The 20681-nt window shown below is 69.6% G+C and carries 16 protein-coding genes; 2 read left to right on the top strand and 14 right to left on the bottom strand.

The features are described from left to right. Positions 1 to 384: 384 nt before the first annotated feature. On the top strand, positions 385 to 876 hold the full coding sequence (locus SD455_RS08825) for a hypothetical protein (protein ID WP_445507859.1): 492 nt from the start codon (positions 385 to 387) through the stop codon (positions 874 to 876). Between the two features lie 153 nt (positions 877 to 1029). On the opposite strand, the gene SD455_RS08820 is transcribed toward SD455_RS08825, so the two are convergent. The 8 genes from SD455_RS08820 to SD455_RS08785 all read right to left on the bottom strand — a co-directional run bounded on the left by SD455_RS08820 (position 1030) and on the right by SD455_RS08785 (position 12684). After that, positions 1030 to 1851, bottom strand: a complete 822-nt coding sequence (locus SD455_RS08820; RefSeq protein ID WP_445507858.1) for a carbon-nitrogen hydrolase family protein — start codon at positions 1849 to 1851, stop codon at positions 1030 to 1032. Between the two features lie 42 nt (positions 1852 to 1893). Further along, positions 1894 to 2478, bottom strand: coding sequence for a DinB family protein (locus SD455_RS08815; RefSeq protein WP_445507857.1), 585 nt, complete (start codon positions 2476 to 2478; stop codon positions 1894 to 1896). A gap of 210 nt (positions 2479 to 2688) precedes the next feature. Further along, complete coding sequence (locus tag SD455_RS08810; protein ID WP_445507856.1) at positions 2689 to 4539, bottom strand: ABC transporter family substrate-binding protein; 1851 nt, start codon at positions 4537 to 4539, stop codon at positions 2689 to 2691. A 136-nt stretch (positions 4540 to 4675) separates the two neighbouring features. After that, a complete protein-coding gene (locus tag SD455_RS08805; RefSeq protein ID WP_070160227.1) occupies positions 4676 to 6868 on the bottom strand; it encodes a dipeptide ABC transporter ATP-binding protein in 2193 nt (730 codons plus the stop codon). Further along, complete coding sequence (locus SD455_RS08800) at positions 6865 to 7809, bottom strand: ABC transporter permease (protein ID WP_445507855.1); 945 nt, start codon at positions 7807 to 7809, stop codon at positions 6865 to 6867. Before SD455_RS08800 ends, SD455_RS08805 begins: the two co-directional genes overlap by 4 nt. A 3-nt stretch (positions 7810 to 7812) precedes the next feature. Further along, positions 7813 to 8808: an ABC transporter permease gene (locus tag SD455_RS08795; protein WP_311025190.1), complete on the bottom strand. Its 996-nt coding sequence runs from the start codon at positions 8806 to 8808 to the stop codon at positions 7813 to 7815. 755 nt (positions 8809 to 9563) lie between these two features. Next, entirely contained in the window at positions 9564 to 12002 is a 2439-nt protein-coding gene (locus SD455_RS08790; RefSeq protein ID WP_445507854.1) for an ATP-binding cassette domain-containing protein, read from the bottom strand. Positions 12003 to 12006: 4 nt separating this feature from the next. After that, positions 12007 to 12684, bottom strand: coding sequence for an ECF transporter S component (locus tag SD455_RS08785; RefSeq protein ID WP_083277504.1), 678 nt, complete (start codon positions 12682 to 12684; stop codon positions 12007 to 12009). A 480-nt stretch (positions 12685 to 13164) separates the two neighbouring features. Here SD455_RS08785 and SD455_RS08780 point away from each other — a divergent pair, with 480 nt between their 5' ends. Beyond that, the gene (locus SD455_RS08780) at positions 13165 to 13437 is read left to right on the top strand and encodes a DUF4235 domain-containing protein (RefSeq protein ID WP_083277505.1); all 273 of its coding nucleotides are present in this window, start codon (positions 13165 to 13167) and stop codon (positions 13435 to 13437) included. A 178-nt stretch (positions 13438 to 13615) separates the two neighbouring features. Here the strand turns inward: SD455_RS08780 and mnhG are convergent, their stop codons facing one another. From mnhG to SD455_RS08750, 6 genes are read right to left on the bottom strand one after another with little or no spacing between them, the layout of a single operon-like run. Further along, positions 13616 to 14029 (bottom strand): monovalent cation/H(+) antiporter subunit G, encoded by a 414-nt coding sequence (mnhG, locus tag SD455_RS08775; RefSeq protein ID WP_311025188.1) that lies wholly within the window; start codon positions 14027 to 14029, stop codon positions 13616 to 13618. Beyond that, entirely contained in the window at positions 14026 to 14616 is a 591-nt protein-coding gene (locus SD455_RS08770) for a monovalent cation/H+ antiporter complex subunit F (RefSeq protein WP_311025187.1), read from the bottom strand. The genes mnhG and SD455_RS08770 overlap by 4 nt, the downstream gene beginning before the upstream one ends. Then, positions 14616 to 15269, bottom strand: a complete 654-nt coding sequence (locus SD455_RS08765; protein ID WP_311025185.1) for a Na+/H+ antiporter subunit E — start codon at positions 15267 to 15269, stop codon at positions 14616 to 14618. The genes SD455_RS08770 and SD455_RS08765 overlap by 1 nt, the downstream gene beginning before the upstream one ends. Further along, the gene (locus SD455_RS08760; protein WP_445507853.1) at positions 15266 to 17053 is read right to left on the bottom strand and encodes a Na+/H+ antiporter subunit D; all 1788 of its coding nucleotides are present in this window, start codon (positions 17051 to 17053) and stop codon (positions 15266 to 15268) included. The genes SD455_RS08765 and SD455_RS08760 overlap by 4 nt, the downstream gene beginning before the upstream one ends. Before the next feature lie 3 nt (positions 17054 to 17056). Further along, complete coding sequence (locus SD455_RS08755) at positions 17057 to 17596, bottom strand: Na(+)/H(+) antiporter subunit C (RefSeq protein WP_445507852.1); 540 nt, start codon at positions 17594 to 17596, stop codon at positions 17057 to 17059. Next, entirely contained in the window at positions 17593 to 20631 is a 3039-nt protein-coding gene (locus SD455_RS08750; RefSeq protein WP_445507851.1) for a Na+/H+ antiporter subunit A, read from the bottom strand. Before SD455_RS08750 ends, SD455_RS08755 begins: the two co-directional genes overlap by 4 nt. Positions 20632 to 20681 lie beyond the last annotated feature (50 nt).

Raw genomic sequence — 20681 nt, 5'->3', positions numbered from 1 at the left:
ACAGCTGCCGGATGCGAACCACAGCTTCTTCTTCAACTTCCGAACCACAACGAACCACCTGTATGGCACGGGCCATACAGTGAACTTCAGTTTCGGAGACCGCAGCGTCTTGACGGTCTACGCATCTACTCCGTCCTGGGCTGCCTGGACTCACCCTGGGGCGAGGTCTCAGTGGTCAACTTTCGCATCGAACGTGCGAAACGGATAAAGAGGGACATGAAGCCATGGAACAGCCGAGCACACATGCAATGATCACGTGGCGCAGCGCCGCCTACCCCGCCGCCTTCGTCAGTGCGATCGGTGCTTTGTGGGCACTCGTGAGCCTCCTGACGGAGCTCGGCGCCACCTGGGGGGGGCTTCGCGGGGGCGATCGGCTGGGTACCGGTGCTCATCACCGCGCCGACGGTTGTCGCGGCCGCCGCCGGGGCAGCGTCATCACTATTGCTTACCCCCGCCCTGCGGGCAGCGGCTCCCGGAGTCGCTGCGACTGTTGCGGCACTGGTCTCCGCGACGGCGGCCGGACTGCTCGCCTGGTGGCTGATCGGCGAGCGCCTGCTACCTGCCGCCCACTTCGCGGTCGCACTGGCGGTCTTCGCCGGAGTCACCCTGGCGTGGTCCACCCGGGCAGTGCAGCCCCCACGACTCGAGGCCGCACTGGCCCGCGCCGTCGTCGTCTCCTTGAAGGTCACGATCGTGCTCGCCGCGCTGGCCGCCGTCGTGGGGCTCCTGGCCGGGCCCGCACTGGAGATGACGCGGCTGCAGGCCGCCTGGATGGTGCCCTGGTTGGTGGCGAGCCTGAGCTTTCCGCTGGTGACGGTCGGGGCGGGTGTCTACGCCCTGGCCGCGGGCCGTCGCCACGTGGGGCGGACTTCTTGACCCCTCCTCCTGATCTCTGTCCCCCTTTCAGGGACCTCACTCCTTGGTGAAGCGCGTAACCCACCGCCGTCGTCCCTGAAAGGGGGACAGGGATGCCCGCGGACCAGCTCAGGGCCGGAGGGCAGCAGGGCAGGAGGACAGGGCCAGGAACCCTCAGCCCTGCGGGATCTCCCGGGCGTTGGCCAGCACCGGGAGCTTCTCCCGGGCGGAGGCCACGACGTCGGCATCGAGGTCGGCGACCAGCAGCTCCGGGGCCTCGCCGGCCTCGGCGAGCACCTCCCCGGTGGGCGAGACGATCATGGAGTGCCCCACCCCGGTGGGCGCCCCCTCCACGGCCTCGACCCCGGCCGCTGCGGGCAGGCCCTGACCGCACGCGATCACGTACTGGGTGGAGTCCAGCGCCCGGGCGCGGGCCAGCAGCCGCCACTGGTCCACCTTCCCGGGTCCGGCACCCCAGGACGCCGGCAGGATGGTGGCCAGCGCTCCGGCCCGGGCGTGGGCGGTGAACAGGTTCGGGAATCGGATGTCGTAACAGGTCGCCAGGCCGAGGAGCTCACCGTCGAGGGTGAACCGCGCCGGCTCCTCACCGGGGGCCACGGTCTTGGACTCCTGGAAGCCGAAGGCGTCATAGAGGTGGATCTTGTCGTAGGTGGCCAGCACGCCCTCGCCGTCGACCGCCAGCAGCGTATTGGTCACCCGCGCGCGGCCCTGCTCCCCCGGCTCTGCCGGGGTGAACATGCCGGCGACGATCGCTGTCCCGTGATGCCGTGCGATGTCACGCAGCCGAGCGCCCCAGGGGCCGTCCACGGGCTCGGCGACGGAGGTCAGCGTGTGCCCGAAGGCCCGCTGGACGGCTTCGGGGAAGACCACCAGCTCGGCGCCGGCTTCCGAGGCCCGGCCCGCCCACTCGTCGACGAGCTCCAGGTTCTGCCGCGGGTCCTCACCGGTGACGATCTGTGCTGCTGCGATACGCATGACACCAGCCTACGCGTCGATCCGGAGCCGGCCCCCCCCCCCTCAGAGGAACTCATCGGCGAGACGCTGCAGGTCCTCCACATGCGTGTGCCAGTCGGAGAGCTCCGCCTCCGGCATGTTGTCGTTCCCAGGCCGCATGCCCACCGCCCCGTCGAGGAGCTCACGCAGGATGTCTGCATGGCCGGCGTGCCGGGCGGTCTCCACGATGAGATGGACCACCAGCCGCCCGAGGGTCGTGCGGCCGTTCTCACCCCACCAGGGCACCTGGGCAGGCGCGTCCAGGCCCAGGTCGGCGACGGCGTCGTCGGTGGTCCGCCACGCCGTCCGGTAGAAGTCCAGCACCCAGTCCCGGCTCTCCTCCTCCGTGGCGAAGAGGTCCGCGTTGAACGCGGCGCCGTCCTCCAGCCACGGCATCGGCACCGGGCTGGGGCGCCCCAGTGGGGCCGTGAAGTACCCCATCTCCATGCTGGCCACATGTTTGACCAGGCCCAGCAGGTTCGTCCCGGTGGGGGTCAGGGGGCGGCGGGCATCATGCTCCGTCACGCCGTCGAGCTTCCAGATCATCGCCTCGCGCAGCCCGTGCAGGTACCGCAGGAGCATCTCCGCCTCAGCGTCCACATCACTCATGGCGGCACTGTAGGAGATGACGGGCCCGGGGAACAGGCTCCCCGGCCGCCGACCCGGACATCTCTGACCCGCCTCTCACCGAGCCGAAGATCACCGACCCGCCGACACAAGATCGCGGACGGCCGGGATGGATCACTCGCACCTGTCCACCCCGACCGCCCGCGACCGGTCTTCATGCCGACGACGGCCCGTCACCCGGGCCGTGCGGGATCACTCCTCGTCGGAGTCCTCCGCGTCAGTGTCCTCCTCGTCAGTGTCCTCGAGCTCCTCGGCGTCCACACCGGTGTCGGTGCCGTCGTGGCCGGCGTCGGACTCCCAGCCGACCAGCGTCCAGTCGCGGGTCTCGAACAGGCTCGGCCCGTAGTTCGCCAGACCCTCACGGAAGGCCGTGATCACGGGCCCGTTCGAGTACGCCAGGTAGTGGAAGTAGGTGCTCAGCGCCGCCTGCTCGATGGCATGGGCCTCGGCGAACCGCTCGTCGTCGTCCTCGATGCCGAAGAGCTCGCTGATCCGCTCGTCCAGCTCCTCGTCTCCCAGGCCGGTCAGGTTGCCGTCCCCAGTGGAGTAGAACTGGTTCGGGGCGCTGGTCGGGTCAGCCCCGGCCTTGCCGTAGCACATGTTGACAAGCCCGAAGTCACGGTTGCCCACGACCTCGCCGAACTGCCCGGAGCCCTGGTTGTTGATGTCCAGGTTGATGCCGACCCCGGCCGCCATGGACTGGGCGGCCTGGGTCATCGCCTGGTTGATCGGGTCATCGCCGAAGGTGTTGAACACCACCCGCAGCTCCTCGCCGTCCCGGCTGCGGTACTCGTCCCCCTCATCCTCGAAGACCCAGCCGGCCTCCTCCAGGACGTCGGCCGCACCCTCCGGGTCGTCGTCCTCCACGGGGTAGCCGTCCTCATACCGGTCATCGAACGGCATCATCAACCAAGATCCAGGGGTGTCCTCCTCCCAGTTGATGCCCTCGAACTGGATCGCCGCCAGCTGCTCCCGGTCCAGGACCCGGAAGATCGCCTCACGCACGGCGACGTCGTCGAGGGTGGTGGCATCCCCGTTCAGCACGAAGCCACAGGTCGCCATGCGCTGACCTCGGCGGATGTCATACCCCTCGTCCGACCACTCCGTCAGCTCCTCATAGCGAGGACGGGTGGCGATTCCGACGGCGTCGATCTCCCCGTTCTGGAACGCGGGGATGGTCGCGCTGGTCTCATAGGCGGCGAAGTTCAGCCGCTCCAGCACCGGCTCCTCGCCCCACCAGTTCTCGTTGGGGACCAGGGAGATCACATTCGCGGCCACGTCCATGACATCCACGGTGAAGGGACCGGCCCGGTACTCGGGCCGCACATCGTTGACGAAGCCGTCGTTGAACTCCTCCGGGGTGTCCACGTCAGGGTGGATGATGGGGCTGTCACCGGTGCTCCCCGCATTGAAGATGCTCTGCCAGGGCTGGTACATCTCCGCCATGGTGATGGTGAAGTGCCATTCGTCCTCGCCCTGCTCGATGCTCTCGATCTGGTCGTAGGCCGTCGTGGACACCAGGTCATAGCCCTCTTCGGCTCCCGAGCGGATCGCCACGGTGTGCTCGTAGGTCTCGAAGTCGATGGGCGTGCCGTCGTTCCAGACGGCCTCCGGGTTCAGCTCATAGTGCAGGAGCTGGGTGCCGTCGTCGGTGATCTCCTGCTCTGCCGAGAGGAAGTAGTCCTCGTTGAGGACGTAGTCGCCCTCGGGGTCCAGCCTCCAGGCGCTGGCAGTGTGCACCGCGCTGAGGATCTGGCGGGTGTCGGCGGCGTTGCCCGCATTGGTCAGGCCGTTGAAGTTGGGCCCGAGGTGGCCGATGGGCAGAGTCAGCTGACCACCCTCCTGCAGGTCCGCCGGGTCCTGGGCGTTGATGTCATAGACCTCCGCGAGGTCCCCGCTCAGACCCGCCTGCTCGGGTCCCCCACCCCCGCTCCCGCCGCCGTCGCCGTTGCCGCAGGCCGACAGGGCCAGCGCTCCGGCCGCCAGGACGGCCATCGGCAGCGCGGCTCGGCGCCGCGGGATCCTCGTCTTCCGGTGCTGCATAGGTGCTCTCCTCCTGTGCGATGATGCGGATGCCCACCTCCGCTGGTGGGTGCCCGCCGACGCCGCTGCGCCGGGTCGGGCACCATGACCGGCCAGGCGGGCTTCTCCTGGGCCGGATGCTCTGATGCGGACGCGCTCAGTTCACGGCCGCCTCCCGGGTGCTCAGCAGGTCCGCAGGATGATGGCAGGCGACGCGCTGATCGACGTCGTCCTCCCCGGCCAGCGGCTCCAGCACCGGCTCCACCTCCTGGCAGGACCTCCGCTTCTCCTCCGGCAGGAGGCGATACAGCGGACAGCGGGGCCGGAAGCTGCACCCGTCGGGCACATTCGTCGGCGAGGGGAGGTCCCCCTCCAGCACCAGGTGCGTCCGGGTGGACTCCACCTCCGGGTCCGGCACCGGGATGGCCGAGAGCAGCGCCTGGGTGTACGGGTGCCGCGGGCGCTCATAGATCTGCTCCACGTCACCGACCTCCACGAACCGGCCCAGGTACATGACCGCCACCCGGTCCGAGATATGCCGGACCACCGAGAGATCATGGGCGACCATCACATAGGAGAGCCCCAGCTCCGACTTCAGCCGCTGCAGCAGGTTCACCACCCCCGCCTGGATGGAGACGTCCAGGGCGGAGACGGGCTCGTCGAGCACGATCACCTTCGGGTCCAGCGCCAGGGCGCGCGCGATGCCGATGCGCTGCCGCTGCCCTCCGGAGAACGCGTTGGGGAACCGGTCCAGGTGGTCCGGCTGCAGCCCGACGATGCCGATGAGCTCCATGACCCGCCGGGAGATGCGATCGGCCTCCCAGCCCTGCGCCTGCATGGGCTCCGCCAGCAGCTCGAAGACCGTCTGCCGCGGCGACAGCGCCCCGGTGGGGTCCTGGAACACCATCTGGATGCCCGCCCGCAGCTCCTTCGGCGCCCGGTGCCGCTTCTTCGAGCCGGCCACCGTGGTGCCGTTGACGTGCAGCGTCGAACCCTCCGGCGGGTCCAGCTCCATGATCTCCAGCAACGTGGTGCTCTTGCCGGACCCGGACTCGCCCACGATGGAGAAGCACTCCGCCTCACGGACGTCGAAGCTGATGTCATCGACCGCCTGCACCACGCCCAGGCGGCGCTTCAGCAGCCGGGAGCGGAGCTCGAACCGGCGGCTCAGATGCTCGACCTGCAGCACGGTCTCCCGACTCTCGCGCGGGGTCAGCTCGATCGCGGAGGGCTGAACACGCTCGACACCGTAGACCTCCCGCGGGTCCGAGCGCAGCGCCTCCTCCAGCCGCAGGCAGGCCGCACTGTGCAGCGCCACCTGAGGCAGCGCCGCCCCGTCACCTGACGAGGAGTCGTCACGGGCCGAGGCTCCTGGTACGGGGCGCAGCACCGGCTCCTCCTGGCGGCACTGTTCGGCCGCCATCGGACAGCGCGGAGCGAACGGGCAGCCGAGCGGCGGCTGCGTCAGATTCGGCGGCTGGCCTGGGATCGTGGCCAGCGCGTGCTCCGGGGAGACGTCCAGCCGAGGCACCGCCGCGATGAGGCCCATCGTGTATGGCATGGATGGTTGGGCGAAGACCTCCCGGGTGGTGCCGCGCTCCACCGGCCGACCGGCGTACATGACCACCAGGTGGTCGGCGAGGCCGGCGACCACGCCGAGATCGTGGGTGATCATGACGATCGCCGCCCCGGTCTCCCGCTGGGCCACCTTCAGCAGCTCCAGGACCTGCGCCTGCACGGTGACGTCCAGGGCGGTGGTCGGCTCGTCGCAGATGATGACCTTCGGGTCGTTGGCCATCGCCATGGCGATCATGACGCGTTGACGCATGCCGCCGGAGAACTCATGGGGGAAGTTCTTCAGCCGTTCCTCAGGCGAGGGGATGCCCACCTTGGTCAGCAGCTCGGCGGCGCGGTCCTCCTTCTGCTGCCGAGTCATCTCCGGATGGTGGTTGCCGATGGCGTCGGTGATCTGCTGGCCGATGGACAGCACGGGGGTCAGCGAGCTCAGCGGGTCCTGGAACACCATGGAGATGGTGTTCCCCCGGTGCCGGCTCATCTGCTTGTCGCTGAGCCCGAGCACGGACTCTCCGGCGAGCACGACCTCTCCGTCCACACGGGCGGACTCGGGCAGCAGTCCCATGATGGCCATCGAGGTCACGGACTTCCCCGAACCGGACTCCCCCACGATGCCCAGGACCTCCCCGGCACGCAGGTCGAAGTCCACGCCCCGGACCGCATGCACGGTGCCGGACTCCGAAGGGAAGCGCACGTTGAGGTCCCGCACGGAGAGGACCACCTCCGGGCCCCCGGCGGTCTGCCGCCGGTCTGTCACTGCTGGCGTGGTGCTCATACTCGGGCTCGACCTCCTGCTCGCGACTCCGGATCGAGGGCGTCCCGCAGTCCGTCGTTGATCAGCATCAGCGCCACGACGATCAGCCCGAAGGCGATGACCGGCGCCCAGAACATCCATGGCTGCTGGCCGAAGACATAGCTGCGGGCCTGGTAGATGAGCAGCCCCAGCGAGGTCTCCGGCACGCTGACCCCGATGCCCAGGAAGGACAGGGAGATCTCCGCGAGGATCGCACCCCAGATGCTGGTGGTCGCGTTGATGATCGCCAGGGAGGCCAGGTTCGGGGTCAGGTGCCGCCACACGATGCGCAACGGGTGCACCCCCATGAAACGTGCCGCCTTCACGAACTCACGGTCCACGAAGGACAGGGACATCCCCCGGATGAGACGCGCTGAGGCCATCCAGCCGAAGAAGACCATGATGAACGCCAACGTCACGGGCCCGCCGTCGCGCCCGGTCATGATGATGCCGATCAGGATGATCTGCGGAAACATGATCAGCGCCTCGATGAACCACATCAGGGTGCGGTCCACCCACTTGCCGAAGTACGCCATCGCACAGCCGGCCAGCAGGGACATCAGTGGCGTCAGGATGCCGACGACCAGCCCGATCATCAGGGAGGTGCGGGTGCCCTGCGCCAGCAGCGCCACCATGTCGATGCCGGCCGAGTTCGTCCCCAGCCAGTGCTCGGCGCTCGGCCCCGTCCCCAGGTTCAGGAAGTCCTGCTCCGTGTAGTGCCACGGGGTGAGCAGATGCCCGAAGAGCGCAAACGCACCCAGCAGAGCCAGCAGGGCCACGCCGACGAGGGCCAGCCGGTTGCGCACGAACCGCCGGGCGATGAGCCGCTTCTTGCCCATCGGTTTGAACTCCACCGGCGGCTCCGGCAGCTCGTCCGCGGCGGCACGCGAGTTCTCCACGGCGCTGATCGGGGTGATGGACATGGGTCACAGCCTCACTCTCGGGTCGACCAGGGAGGTGAAGAAGTCGGCCAGCATCGCGCCGATGGCGAAGATGATGCACCCGTAGAAGACGATCGCCACCGACGCGTTGACGTCATGGGCGTGCAGGGCCCGCAGTCCCCAGGAGCCCAGCCCGTCCCAGTTGAAGACCATCTCGGCCATCACGGTTCCGGTGAACAGCGCGGGAATGGTGAAGGCGATGGACTGGGCCGTCGGCACGAAGGACACGCGCAGCGCATGCTTCCGGATCGCCTGGCTGCGGGTCAGCCCCGTGGCGCGAGCCGTGCGCACGAAGTCCGCGTTGACGAAGTCCAGCAGGTACTGGCGCTGGGAGATCTGCATGGAGGCCCAGCCGAAGAGCGTCATCGCCACGGTGGGCACCGTGTAGTGGGCCGCCATGTCCACGAACTGGTTCCAGGCCCCCTCGACGCCGATGCTGCGGAACCCGGTGACGTAGAAGATCTGCTGGCCGGCGGCCTCGTTGACCCAGATCGCCCCCCGCTGGACCAGCAGGTAGGCCACCGGCACCGGCACGATCATCGTGAAGTAGGAGTACCAGGTGCTGGCCCGGTCCCCGAACCGGTACTGCCGGGCCGCCGCGTAGACGCCGAGCAGGATTCCGATGACCATGGTCAGCACCGTGGCGACCAACGTCAGCTGGGTGGAGATCCACACCCGGATGGCGAACTCGTCGTTGACGTAGCCGCCGTTGGGAGTCCGGCCCCAGTCCCACTGGGTGAGGATTCCGGTCAGCCACACCCAGTACCGCTGGAGCGCGTTCTGGTCCGGATCAAGATCCAGCCGCCGCAGCGAGTCCTGGACGTTCGCCCGGCTGACCTCAGGATCCACCCCGCCGCCCATGATGTCCGCGAGCTGGGCCTCGGGATTGAAGAAGCTGACGGCCATGAGATAGGCCAGCGAGGTCACCGCGAAGGTCATCACGGCGTAGCGGACGGCCCGCAGAGCCAGGAACTTCAGCATCCCGCCTCCTCGACGCCTCGCGGACGGCTCCGCTGACGCGACCGCACCTCGGGAGTCGGACGCGCCGTGGTCCGCTGGACGACGCTGATCGGGATTCTCACGGACGGTTTCCTCACGTGGCTCGGCACGGCCCCGGCGGGGCGTGACGCCGTCCGCGCAGTCCGCTCCATCTGGAGGCCGTCCGGCACGATGCGGCCTCGGCCGAAGGCGTCTCTGGCCTCGGCGGAGAGGCCCCTTCCGGGGCTGAAGCCGCGGTCGGCCCGTCAGGTGACTGGCCGATCAGTCCGGTGGCGCCTTCCTCAATCATGGTGCGAGCAGCTCGAGCGGCGCAGCTGGTGTCTGTTGCAGGTGGCAACACTCTACGTCGAGAATCGAGCCCGCTGAAGAGGGTGGATGAAACTGATGCGCATGAGCATCTGGTCATCTTCAGGTCACACGGGACTCCGCCGTCGAGTCACCTCGCCAACCCCTGACGCAGGGGCCCATCTATCCTGCCTCCTGACAGCGAGCGGAGGATCTGCAACACATCTTTCGCAATTCCGCGCGAATCCGGGGGATGCCTCCTGCCGAGGACCTCGCGCCGAACCGCTCCCCGACGATGAGGTGAGCCCGGCCACATCGCCGTCGAGGAGTTGGTGGCCCTGAGCCGCCAGAACGCCCCCACGCGGCCCCCACTCGCCGCCCACGCCCTCAGCCGCTGTGAAATGTTTCACAATGTGACAGCGTGCACGGCGACGTCGGAGCGGATCCCGCCGTCACCACACGGGGTTCCATTCCCCGCTCAGAATCGCCGCCGTCAGCGCGACCCCCGCCAGCAGGGCACCGCCGAGGACCACTGGGACGTCCACGACGCCGAAGCGCGCCGGCCGTGCCCACGTACGAGGTCCCGCACCGAACCCGCGGGACTCCATGGTCACCGCCAGCCGGACGGCGACCCGGATGGCCTGCACCAGCAGCCCGAACGCCTGCGAGCACGTGGCGCGCACCTTCCCGGCGAATCCGCCCTGCGTGCCGATCCCCCGGGCCCGACGTGCGAGCCCGATGGTCACCCAGTGCTGGGCCAACAGGCCGAGCAGCCGCATCGCTGCCAGCGCACCCAGCACGAAGCGCGCCGGGAGCCGCAGCTGCTGGGCCAGCGCATCGGCCAGGTCCGTCGGGTCCGTGGTGGAGAAGACGATCACCGAAGGCAGCACCACCGCGAGCGCTCGGGCCCCCATGGCGATCCCCAGCTCCACGGATCCTTCGCTGACGGTGGTGACGCCGAAGTCCAGCAGCACCGCCCCGGACTCCTCGGCCGCGATGGCGGTCCCCCAGACGGCCACCACCGCTCCCACCGCGAACGGCCAGATGCGTCTCAGGAACTGCCCCAGTCGCAGCCCGGCCAGCGGCAGGGTCAGGAAGCTGGCGGCGATCACCACCGCCGAGCTGACCCAGTCCATGGTGGAGACCAGGGCAGCTGTCACCAGCAGCACGGCGAACAGCTTCGCCAGCGCATTGGAACCGCCCAGCCACGATGTGGAGCGCACCCCGGTGAGCATCGGGGCGGCCGCTCCCTCGCTGCGAGCCGTTTCGGAGGAGGGGACGACGCCGCCGCCCGGCTCCCCGAGGCGCAGCTCCTCAGCGTCCAGCGCCCGCAGGAACGCCTCGTCATGGGTCACCGCCACCACGGTGCCGCCGTCACGCAGATGCTCACGCAGCAGCCCGACCAGCGCCGCAAAGGTATGGGCGTCCTGGCCGAAGGTCGGCTCGTCCAGCATGAGCACCTCCGGACCTGCAGCGAGCACCGTGCCCACTGACAGCCTGCGCTTCTCCCCACCGGAGAGGGTGAACGGGTTCGCCTCGGCCAGCGTGGTCAGCCCCAGCCGCTCGAGCAGCCGGTCCACCCGCTGTTCGACCTCATGCTCGCTGAACAGCGGCTGGTCGCCGCCGGGCCGTCGGGCTTGGCGGGCACCGAGGGCGAGCTCCTCACGCACCGTGGGCCGGACGAACTGATGCTCAGGCTCCTGGAAGACCAGCCCGATGCGGGCCACGAGGTCAGCAGAGCGCCACCGATGCGGATCGTCCGGGAGATCGCCGCCTTCGGCCCCTTTGAGCCGGTCCGCGGCGACGAGCCGGCCACCATGGACCGGGATCAGCCCCGCCAGGCTCAGCAGCAGCGTGGACTTGCCCGCGCCGTTGCGGCCGGTGATGCCCAGCGCACGTCCGGCCTGGAGCGCGACGTCCACCGCGTGGAGCACCGGGACCGGAGCCGGACGGTTCGACCTCCGCCGGGGCGGCCTCTCCCGGGAGACGGCGAGCTCCTCGCCGGTGAGCAGCGGCGCAGGCGACGCGGCCCCGGCGGAATGGAGCGCGGTCCCCCAGCTGGCCTCCGGCACCGGGTCGCGGCCGGGCACCCACAGGCCCAGCTGCACGAGGTCGGCACGCAGGTCGGCGTCGTCGTGGATCCGGGCGGCCGGAAGCCGGTGCCGCACCCCGCCGGCGGCGTCGAGGACGATCAGCGTGTCCACGTGATCCACCCAGGTGGCCAGCCGATGCTCGACCACCAGCAGGGTGGAGCCGTGCCGGCGGCAGGCCTCGACGACGGCGTCGCGCACCCGGCCGGTGCCTTCCGGGTCGAGGTTGGCGGTGGGCTCGTCGAGCAGCAGCAGGCCCGGTCGCATCGCCAGGATGCCGGCCAGTGCGAGACGCTGCTTCTGCCCGCCGGAGAGCCGAGCGGTGGGGTGGTCGAGCAGGTCGCGGGTCTCCTCGGAGGTTCCGGCCAGGCCCGTCTCCTGCAGCACCTGGTGCACACGGTCCCAGATCTCGGCCCGCGCCACCGCCAGGTTCTCCGGGGCGAAGGCGACGTCGTCCCCCATGCGGGAGAGCACCACCTGGGCCTCCGGGTCCTGCTGCATCAGCCCCACCGCGCCGCGGGCCTGGTGCGGGGTGAGCCCGTCGACCAGCAGCTCGCCGGAGGTGACGGCCTCGTCGTCGTGCAGCACTCCGGCCAGGCCGTGCAGCACGGTGGACTTCCCGGCCCCCGAGGCGCCCACCAGCAGGGCCTTCTCCCCGGGCTCCAGGCGCAGATCCAGCCCGTCCACCGCCGGGGCGGGGCGATCCGCATGCTGGTAGCTCCAGCCGCGGACGTCGACGCCGGCGCCCGCGGCAGGGCTCTGGACAGGGGCGTCGGGGGCGGGAGCGGGGTCCGGCCTCATCGCCTCAGCCCTCACGACGACGGCGCAGCACCGGCTCCTGATGCGCCCGGCGCGAGGCCAGCGGCCCCAGCACCGAGGTGGCCGCGAGCCCGCGGGTGGCCAGCCAGGACAGCAGGCCGGCGATGATCGCCCCGGAGAGCGTGAAGCATCCGATGTGGATGAAGGTCTCCAGCGGCGCGTAGGCGTACATGGGGATGATCCAGTGGTAGGTCGCTCCGCCGAAGAACCCGGACAGGGCCCCGGCGAGCATCGCGACCTCCAGGGTGTAGCGCCGGTAGAGGAACGCCAGGAAGATCAGCTCCGCACCCAGGCCCTGCACGAAGCCGGAGGACAGCACGGTCAGACCCCACTGGGAGCCCAGCAGGGCCGAGACGACCGCGGCGACCATCTCGCAGTAGATGGCGGCGCCGGGCTTGCGGATGATCAGCATCCCCAGCACCGCGGGGAAGAGCCACATGCCGTGCACCAGGGTGGCGGCCGGCGGGTAGGCGGCGAAGAGTCCCCCGACGACGTGATAGCTCAGGTTCCATCCCCAGAAGATGACGCCGGAGGCCACTGCCAGGGTGGAGGCGACGACGATCTCCGAGACCGTCCAGCGGAAGGTCCTGGGGGCCCCGGATGCGGACTGGCCGGCCGCCGGGCCGTGCGTTCCGCGCGAGGCGGTCTGTTCAGTGCTGCTCATGATGCTCCCTCGTGTGACGAGCGTGGACCACGAGCACGCAGGGAGGGAGCCGGTCCTGCCCACCGCGGGCCCATGCGGCCCGATGCCGCGGTCTCCGCCGTCGGCGGGTGCGACGGACGGCCCGCCGGGCAACGGGCGCCGTCGTCGCGATGCGGCACGCGAGGAGCAGATCCGGCATCCGAGGACAGCTCGACTTCCTGCGCAGGCGTTGTCCCGGCGTCGTGCCGGTGTTGTCCTGATCAGGTTCGAGGGTCTGGGCCGTGTGCCCACTCTCAGCGCCGTGCCGTGCCCGCGTCCGCAGGCCCGGGAAGCGCTCCCCTGTCGTGTCTCGAATGACGTCCACCACAGTAGCGCATCCGGGCCGCCTGCCGGTTAGGCTGGTGACGGTGCAGGGCGTCCTCGGGCGCCCTTGCCGCAGCAGGGCCCACCGGACCTGCGCCGACGTGCTGCCGAGCCCGCATCCCACCACCAGGAGTGCTGATGGACAAGATCATGGACAAGCTGCTGACCACCGGGATCTCCCTGGCCGGAGGTTTCGTCGCCACGAAGGCCTTCGAGTTCGCCTGGAGGCAGGCCACCGGCGAGGACTCCCCCCGTGGTTCCGATGACGAGGACATCTCGCTGCAGAAGGCCCTGGTCTTCGCGGTCTCCTCGGCAGCCATCTCCGCCGGGGTGCAGGTGCTCTCCCAGCGCGGCGCCAAGGCATCCATGAAGAAGATCAAGGCGGCCTACGCGGACAAGGCCGAGGTCTGAGCCGACCGCACGCCCTCCTCGGGCTCCCCCATCGAGGAGTCACATTCCGGCATGTCCTGCGCTGCTGACGCGCTTCATCGCCCCTCGGATCTGCCGGAAGATGACTCCTCGATGTGTCAGGTCGACGTGTCCTGCAGCGGTGAGGCACGTGGCGACCACGCCGCACCCGCTGGGCGGGTCAGTCCGACTCGTCGCGGACCTCGCGCCGGGCCCCATGGCCCCGGGAGATCCGGTCCACCGCCCGGGCCAGCTCGTCCTGAGCAAGCTGCCCCGCCTTGAAGTGTTTGGTCCGATACCCGGCCCGACCCACCACATGGGCGCTGGCCGGTGCGGTGAGGAGCTGCAGCCCCCACGCCAGCAGCACCAGGACCACCCCGGTCCAGCTGCGCCAGGTGATCGCCGCGGCCATCAGCAGGCTCAGCAGGCCCAGCACCTGGGGCTTCGTGGCCGCGTGCATGCGCGAATGGAGATCCGGGAACCGGACCATGCCGATCCCTGCCGCCAAGGACATCAGCCCGCCGACCACCAGGAACACCGAGGCGACGCCGTCGAGGACCTGGTCCAGCAGCTCGGGATCCAGAACTCCCATCATCGTTCTCCCCCGTCCTCGGGTCGGCTCCGCTGATCGGACGGCCCTTCCTCGTCCCTGCGGGAGCGGGCGCGCGGGGTGAAGCCCGACCGCTTCAGCTCCCGGAACCACGAGGTCGACGGGTCCTCATCCTCCCCGGGGCCGCCGGGGGCGAAGGATCCGCCGTGCGGGTCCGGACCCTCCGAGCCACTGATCCGTGACGGGCTCGCCGCCGACGGGGCCGGTCGCGCGGTCGTCGCGACACCCGCCGACCCGCCGGACTCGCTGCCGGGGTCCTCGGGGACGCGGGGCAGCAGACCAGTCAGCTCGGTGACGCCGGCGGCACCCTCCGGCCGTCGCACCGCCACGTAGCGGGCGATCGCCACCGCCCCGAGGAAACCGATGACCGCGGTGGCGATCACGAACAGGATGAAGTCCTGATGGTTCCGGGCCACCATGTCCGTGATCAGCATCGACGAGACGATGATCAGGATGACGTCCACACTGATCACCCGGTCCAGCACCGACGGCCCGCGGAACACCCGGTAGACGGCGCAGAACACCGCCGCCGCCAGCAGAGTCTGGGTGATCCAGTAGGCGTGCTCGAGCATCAGCGGGCCTCCTCACCCGGTGTGGACGGCATACCGGTCGTCGGCGGGGCGGCGCTGTGCGCCGGGATCGGCCGGTCACGCTCCGTCTTGGAGAATCCGCTGACCCGCCCGAGCCGCCGCTCCGCCTTCACCACGGCCAGGTCCGATCGGTTGCCGCAGCTGCGGATCACCAGCGCCTCCGTGCGCAGCGCGTCCTGCCGGATCCGCTCGGCATCATGATCGTCGGTGACGTTGAGGCAGTGCAGGTACAGGGTCGCCGTGGTGCGGTCCACATCGATCACCAGGGAGCCGGGCACCAGTGCCAGGGCGTGCCCGGTGACGGTCACGATGAAGTCCTCATGGCTGCGCAGCTGCACCGAGATGATCGAGTTGCGCACCTTCGGCCCCCGGACGACGGCGATCCAGGCCACCTGGAAGGACGCCGCCGTCATCTTCACCAGGAACCGCAGGCAGAAGACCAGCACCCACCACAGATTGATCCGGCCCGACCCCCGCAGCGGGGGCAGGTAGAAGACGCGCACGATGATGGTGCCCAGGACGGCGCCGATGATCAGCGAGCCCAGGCTGAAGTCCTGCCACAGGCCCATCCACAGGAAGCTGAGGAACCCGATCAGCGGCAGCTCGAGCACCAGCGGAGTCCGGGGTCGTCTCATCGGTCCTCACGCTCCTCATCCGGCGTAGTGTCGCCGGTGGTGTCGCCGGTGGTGTCGCCGGTGGTGTCGCCGACGGCCCGGCCGTCGTCGGCCTCCTGAACGCCTTCGTCGTCGGGCTCCAGGGAGGTGCGCACCGGCGCGAACTCATCGGCCCCGCCGTCGCCGGTGTCGAGGTCCGGGATCCGAGAGGCGAACTCCGCCAGCTCCTCCCGGACGCCGTCCACGCGTTCCTCCCCCAGCACCGCCTCCACATACGGAGTGCGCTCGTACATGTCCTGGGCGGCGGCCCGGGAGAAGGACATCAGCGGACCGGCGAACACCGTGAACGCCAGAGACAGACCCACCAGCATCGCCGTCGGAGCGACCACCGACATCGGCAGCAGCCGCTTGTTCGCCGCCCGGGCATGGGCCAGCGTCTTCGACATCAGCAGCCGGTCCGGGTCCTCGGCGTCCTCCGCGCGGCGCCAGAAGGCGCGCGCCCAGATGCGCGCCACCGCCATCAGCGTCAGCAGGGAGGTCACCACGGAACCGACCACCAGCAGCCAGGTGATCCAAGTGTTCTCCGCAATCCCGCCCTGGATCATCCCCAGTTTGCCGATGAACCCGGAGAACGGAGGGATCCCCGCCAGGTTCATCGCCGGAATGAAGAACAGCACCGCCAGCACCGGGGAGATCTTCGCCAGCCCACCCAGCCGGTCCACGGTGGAAGTGCCTCCCCGACGCTCGATCAGCCCGGTGACCAGGAACAACGTGGTCTGGATGGTGATGTGGTGCGCCACGTAGTAGATGGTGGCGGACATCCCCACGATCGAGACCAGCGAGAGCCCGAACACCAGATACCCGATGTGGCTGATCAGGGTGAAGGAGAGCATACGTTTGATGTCCCCCTGGGCGAGCGCGCCCAGGATGCCCACGATCATGGTCAGCAGCGCCACGATCATCAGCACGGTGTTGATCCGTTCCCCCGGGAACAGCAGAGTCTCCGTGCGGATCATCGCGTAGATGCCGACCTTGGTGAGAAGACCCGCGAAGACCGCCGTCACCGGGGCCGGGGCGGTCGGATACGAGTCCGGCAGCCAGAACGCCAGCGGGAACACCGCCGCCTTGATCCCGAAGGCCACCAGCAGCATCACATGCAGCAGCAGCTGCATGTCACCGTCCAGCTCTCCCAGCTTCAGCGCCAGGTCCGCCAGATTCACCGTCCCGGTGGCCGCATAGACCACGCCGATGGTGATCAGGAACAGCATCGAGGAGATGATCGACACCACCACATAGGTGACCCCCGCACGGATCCGGGACTCCCCGCCGCCCAAGGTCAGCAGCACATACGACGCCGTCAGGAATATCTCGAAGCCCACGTACAGGTTGAACAGGTCCCCGGCGAGGAACGCATTGGAGACTCCGGCCACCAGGATCAGGTAGGTGGGGTAGAAGATCGAGACCGGCCCGGCGTCGTCACCCTCCTCGGCGGCGCCCTGGCCGACCGCGTAGAGCAGCACCGCCAGGGTGATGATCGAGGAGACCACCAGCATCAGAGCGGAGAACCGGTCGATCACCATGGAGATGCCGAACGGCGCCGGCCAGCCGGCCAGGTGGACCGCATGCGCCCCGCCGTCCCAGGTCTCGGCCAACAGGGTGATCTCCAGGACCACGGTGAGCACCAGGGCCCCGAGGGTGATGGCGCGCTGGGTGGTCTTCTGACGGAAGAATGCGAAGGCCAGGCCCGCCCCGAAGAACGGGATGAGCACTGCCAGCGGCAGCAGTTCGACGAAGTTCGTCTGCACGGCTCAGCGCCCCCTCTCGGGGTCTGAACTCACCGCGGCATCCTCGCCTGCCACGGCAGCGGGCGGGTCCGGCAGGTCCTCGTCCCGGCCGGACCGGGGGTTGAGCAGCCGCTCCGCCTGCTGGTCCTCGGTGACGAACTCCGTGGTCTCGGTGGGCACCTCGGAGTCCTCCTCAGGGTCGTAGACGGGTTGGGAGGCCACGCGCCGGTCCTCCTCGTCATCGGAGACCTCGTCCTGGCGGGCCAGCACCCAGGAGCGGTAGATCAGCGCCAGCATGAGGCTGACCAGGGCGAAGGCGATGACGATCGCGGTCAGCAGCAGCGCCTGCGGCAGCGGGTCGAAGAAGTCGGCGCCGACGTCGCCGTCGACCACCAGCGGCGAGTCCCCCGCCCGGCCGCCGGACTGCAGCAGCAGAAGGTTCACCGCGTTGGAGATCAGGATGATGCCCAGCAGCACCCGGGTCAGCGAACGCTCCAGCAGCAGGTAGATGCCGATCGCGAACAGTGCGCCCATCAGCACCAGCAGAGTCAGGTTCACGGTCACCGGGCCACCCCCAGGGTGGTCTCGGCGTGGATCCCGTGGCCCTGAGGGCCCTGCCCGGTCTCGCCGCTCTCGGCCGCGCGGTTCTCCATCTCGGAGCGGACGTCGATCTCCGAGCCGAGGCTGCGCAGGATGTCCAGGATGAGGCCCACCACCACCAGGTAGACGCCGATGTCGAACATGATCGCTGAGGCGATATGGTGCTCCCCCAGGAGGGGCAGGTCCAGGTCCAGCACCGCCGATTGGAAGATGTGTCCGCCGGCCAGCAGCGAGACCAGACCCGTGAAGCAGGCCAGCGCCAGACCCCAGCCCATCAGGGCGGAGGCGCTGAACGGCACGGCGGCCTCCAGCTCGTAGCGGCCTCCGGCCAGGTAGCGCAGAGTCAGGGCCAGCCCGGCCAGCAGTCCCCCGGCGAATCCGCCGCCGGGCAGGTTGTGGCCGGCCACCAGCAGGTACACCGAGAGCAGGATGATCGCGTGGAACATCAGCCGGGTGACCACTTCGAAGATGATGGAGCGGTGCTCCGGAGCCACCGTGCGCCCGGCCACCAGCCAGGCCTCGCGGGCCACGGTGGAGAAGCTGCGCGCCACCCGGATCTCCCGGGCCTGGCGCGGGGTGAGGTTGTCCTCGTTGAGCACTCGACCCACCGAGCCGGTGGGCACCTCGTGGAGGCTGCGGCGTCGCACGTCCCGGCGTTTGACGAAGATCAGCGAGGCCACCCCGGTGGCGGCGGCCGCCAGCACGGTGATCTCACCGAAGGTGTCCCACACTCGGATGTCCACCAGGGTGACGTTGACGATGTTGGCTCCGTGGCCGACCTCGTAGGCCATCCACGGGAACTCCGCGGAGATCGGCTCCGCCACCCGGGAGTCCAGCCCGACGGCGACCGCGCCCATCATCGCCGCCCCGAAGCCGATGCCCAGCACCACCCGGCCGGCCTTGAACCGGGCCGGGTTCTGCGTCCAGATGCCGGCCGGCAGCGAGCGCAGCGCCAGCACGAACACCACCAGCACGATCGACTCGACCAGCAGCACGGTCAGCGCCAGGTCCGGGGCGCCCTGCAGAGCGAAGAGACCGGCGATGCCGTAGCCGCACAGGGAGACCATGAGCACCGCCATGAATCGCTTGGGCGCCCAGACCGCACCGATCGCGCCGCCGATCACGACCGCACCCAGGACCACCTGCAGGGGCCCCTCGGCGACGATCCAGCTCTCCGGCACCTCATGGCTGGTGAACAGCAGCACCGACCAGACCACCCCGGTGGCCACCGCCAGGATGATGAACAGGTACCAGGCCAGCGAGCCGCGCTGAGTGACCGAGGTCAACCACACGGCGACGACGTCCACCAGCTTCACCGAGGTGCGATACCCGCGTTCGGCGTCGAAGACCGCCGGCACACCCTCCTGCAGGCGGGCCACGGGCCGGCGTGCGGCGAAGAGCCCCAGCCCGAGCGCCCACGCCAGCACGGACAGCCCCAACACCGGGGTCAGCCCGTGCCACAGCGCCAGATACGTGCCGTGGGCCTCCGCGGAGACCGGCTCGAACAGGGTGACGAACGGGTCGATGAGCCGTTGCACGGGCGCCGGCCACAGCGCCAACACCACCGTGGCGGCGGACAGCACCGCCGGTGCGGCGAGGAAGACGGGGCCGGCCGGCGCGTGGAAGCGCGTGACCGGCGCCGTGGTGCCCTCCGGTGAGCGCTTGGTGGCGAAAGCGCCCCACAGGAAACGTGCCGAGTACGCCACCGTCAGCGCGGAGGCGACGACGACGCCGGCCATCACGACCCACCCCCAGCCGGCGGAGACCTCGGCGTAGCCGTAGAAGGACTCGAAGACGACCTCCTTGGCCACGAAGCCGAACAGCGGCGGCAGCCCTGCCATGGATGCGGTGGAGACCACGGAGATCCAGAACAGGGGACGTTGGGTCCGGGCCAGCCCGGAGAGCCGGGTGAGGTCACGGGTGCCGGTCTCATGGTCGATGATGCCGACCACCATGAACAGGGCGGCCTTGAACAGCCCGTGGGCCAGCAGCATCGCCAGTCCCGCCAGGGCGGCGTCCTCGCCGCCCTGGCCGTTGATCATCACCAGGAAACCCAACTGGGAGACGGTCCCGTAGGCGAGCACCAGTTTGATGTCGGTCTGCCGCAGCGCCCGCCACGCCCCCACCAGCATGGTGGCCAGGCCGACCCCGAGCACCGTGGGCAGCCAGAAGGCAGTCTCGTGGAAACCGGGAGCCAGACGGGCCACCAGGTACACCCCGGCCTTCACCATCGCGGCGGCGTGCAGGTAGGCGGAGACCGGCGTGGGGGCGGCCATGGCGGCCGGCAGCCAGAAGTGGAACGGCACCAGGGCGGATTTGGAGAGCGCCCCGATGAGGATCAGCAGCACCGCGAGGTCCACCGCCGTGCCGTGCAGCCGGTCCGCCTGGGCGAGGATCTCCGAGAGCCGGTAGGTGCCGGCCAGCTCACCGAGCCACAGCAGGCCCACCAGCATGGCCAGGCCGCCGAACGTGGTGACGATCAGCGCCTGGATGGCCGACCGGCGGGCGAGGATGCGATGCGCCGAATAGCCGATCAGCAGGAACGAGAGGATGGTGGTGAGCTCCCAGAAGATGAACAGCATCACCAGGTCATCGCTGATCACCAGGCCCAGCATGGCGGCGGCGAACGCGAAGAGCTGCCCGGCGAACGGCCCCGCCGCCGTCTCCGAGGCGCGGAAGTACCGGGCGCAGTACAGCAGCACCAGCGCACCGATGCCGAGGATCAGCAGGGACATCACCAGCGTCAGGGCATCCACGCGGAAGGCGATCTCCACGCCCAGCTCCGGGATCCACTCGGTGATCTCCGACGGCGGTGCGTTCGGGGACCCCGAGGGCGCACCCTGGTCCGCGCGCAGCACCTGCGGCAGGTGGACCAACACCCAGACCAGCGCCGCCGCGCTGACTCCGGCGAGGACGACGAAGGCGGAGCGTCCGATCCGACGGAACAGCCAGGGCGCCACGAGGCTCACTGCGAACAGCACAGCGAGCATCAGCAGCATGGGCTTCCTTCCGCGTCGAGGACCACACCGTGCGGCGCGGGACGCTCCAC

Source organism: Nesterenkonia sp. K-15-9-6 (genome assembly GCF_052656005.1).
Note: the sequence above shows the minus strand (reverse complement) of the source record. Positions and strands in the feature narration are given on the sequence as shown.

What these genes read in the sequence shown, in the direction of transcription:
- SD455_RS08750 (WP_445507851.1), bottom strand. Translation starts at nt 20,631, where the DNA reads ATGCTGCTGATGCTCGCTGTGCTGTTCGCAGTGAGCCTCGTGGCGCCC.
- SD455_RS08790 (WP_445507854.1), bottom strand. Translation starts at nt 12,002, where the DNA reads ATGAGGCCGGACCCCGCTCCCGCCCCCGACGCCCCTGTCCAGAGCCCT.
- SD455_RS08820 (WP_445507858.1), bottom strand. Translation starts at nt 1,851, where the DNA reads ATGCGTATCGCAGCAGCACAGATCGTCACCGGTGAGGACCCGCGGCAG.
- SD455_RS08765 (WP_311025185.1), bottom strand. Translation starts at nt 15,269, where the DNA reads ATGAGACGACCCCGGACTCCGCTGGTGCTCGAGCTGCCGCTGATCGGG.
- SD455_RS08800 (WP_445507855.1), bottom strand. Translation starts at nt 7,809, where the DNA reads ATGTCCATCACCCCGATCAGCGCCGTGGAGAACTCGCGTGCCGCCGCG.
- SD455_RS08780 (WP_083277505.1), top strand. Translation starts at nt 13,165, where the DNA reads ATGGACAAGATCATGGACAAGCTGCTGACCACCGGGATCTCCCTGGCC.
- SD455_RS08815 (WP_445507857.1), bottom strand. Translation starts at nt 2,478, where the DNA reads ATGAGTGATGTGGACGCTGAGGCGGAGATGCTCCTGCGGTACCTGCAC.
- SD455_RS08810 (WP_445507856.1), bottom strand. Translation starts at nt 4,539, where the DNA reads ATGCAGCACCGGAAGACGAGGATCCCGCGGCGCCGAGCCGCGCTGCCG.
- SD455_RS08805 (WP_070160227.1), bottom strand. Translation starts at nt 6,868, where the DNA reads ATGAGCACCACGCCAGCAGTGACAGACCGGCGGCAGACCGCCGGGGGC.
- SD455_RS08770 (WP_311025187.1), bottom strand. Translation starts at nt 14,616, where the DNA reads ATGCTCGAGCACGCCTACTGGATCACCCAGACTCTGCTGGCGGCGGCG.
- SD455_RS08785 (WP_083277504.1), bottom strand. Translation starts at nt 12,684, where the DNA reads ATGAGCAGCACTGAACAGACCGCCTCGCGCGGAACGCACGGCCCGGCG.
- mnhG (WP_311025188.1), bottom strand. Translation starts at nt 14,029, where the DNA reads ATGATGGGAGTTCTGGATCCCGAGCTGCTGGACCAGGTCCTCGACGGC.
- SD455_RS08795 (WP_311025190.1), bottom strand. Translation starts at nt 8,808, where the DNA reads ATGCTGAAGTTCCTGGCTCTGCGGGCCGTCCGCTACGCCGTGATGACC.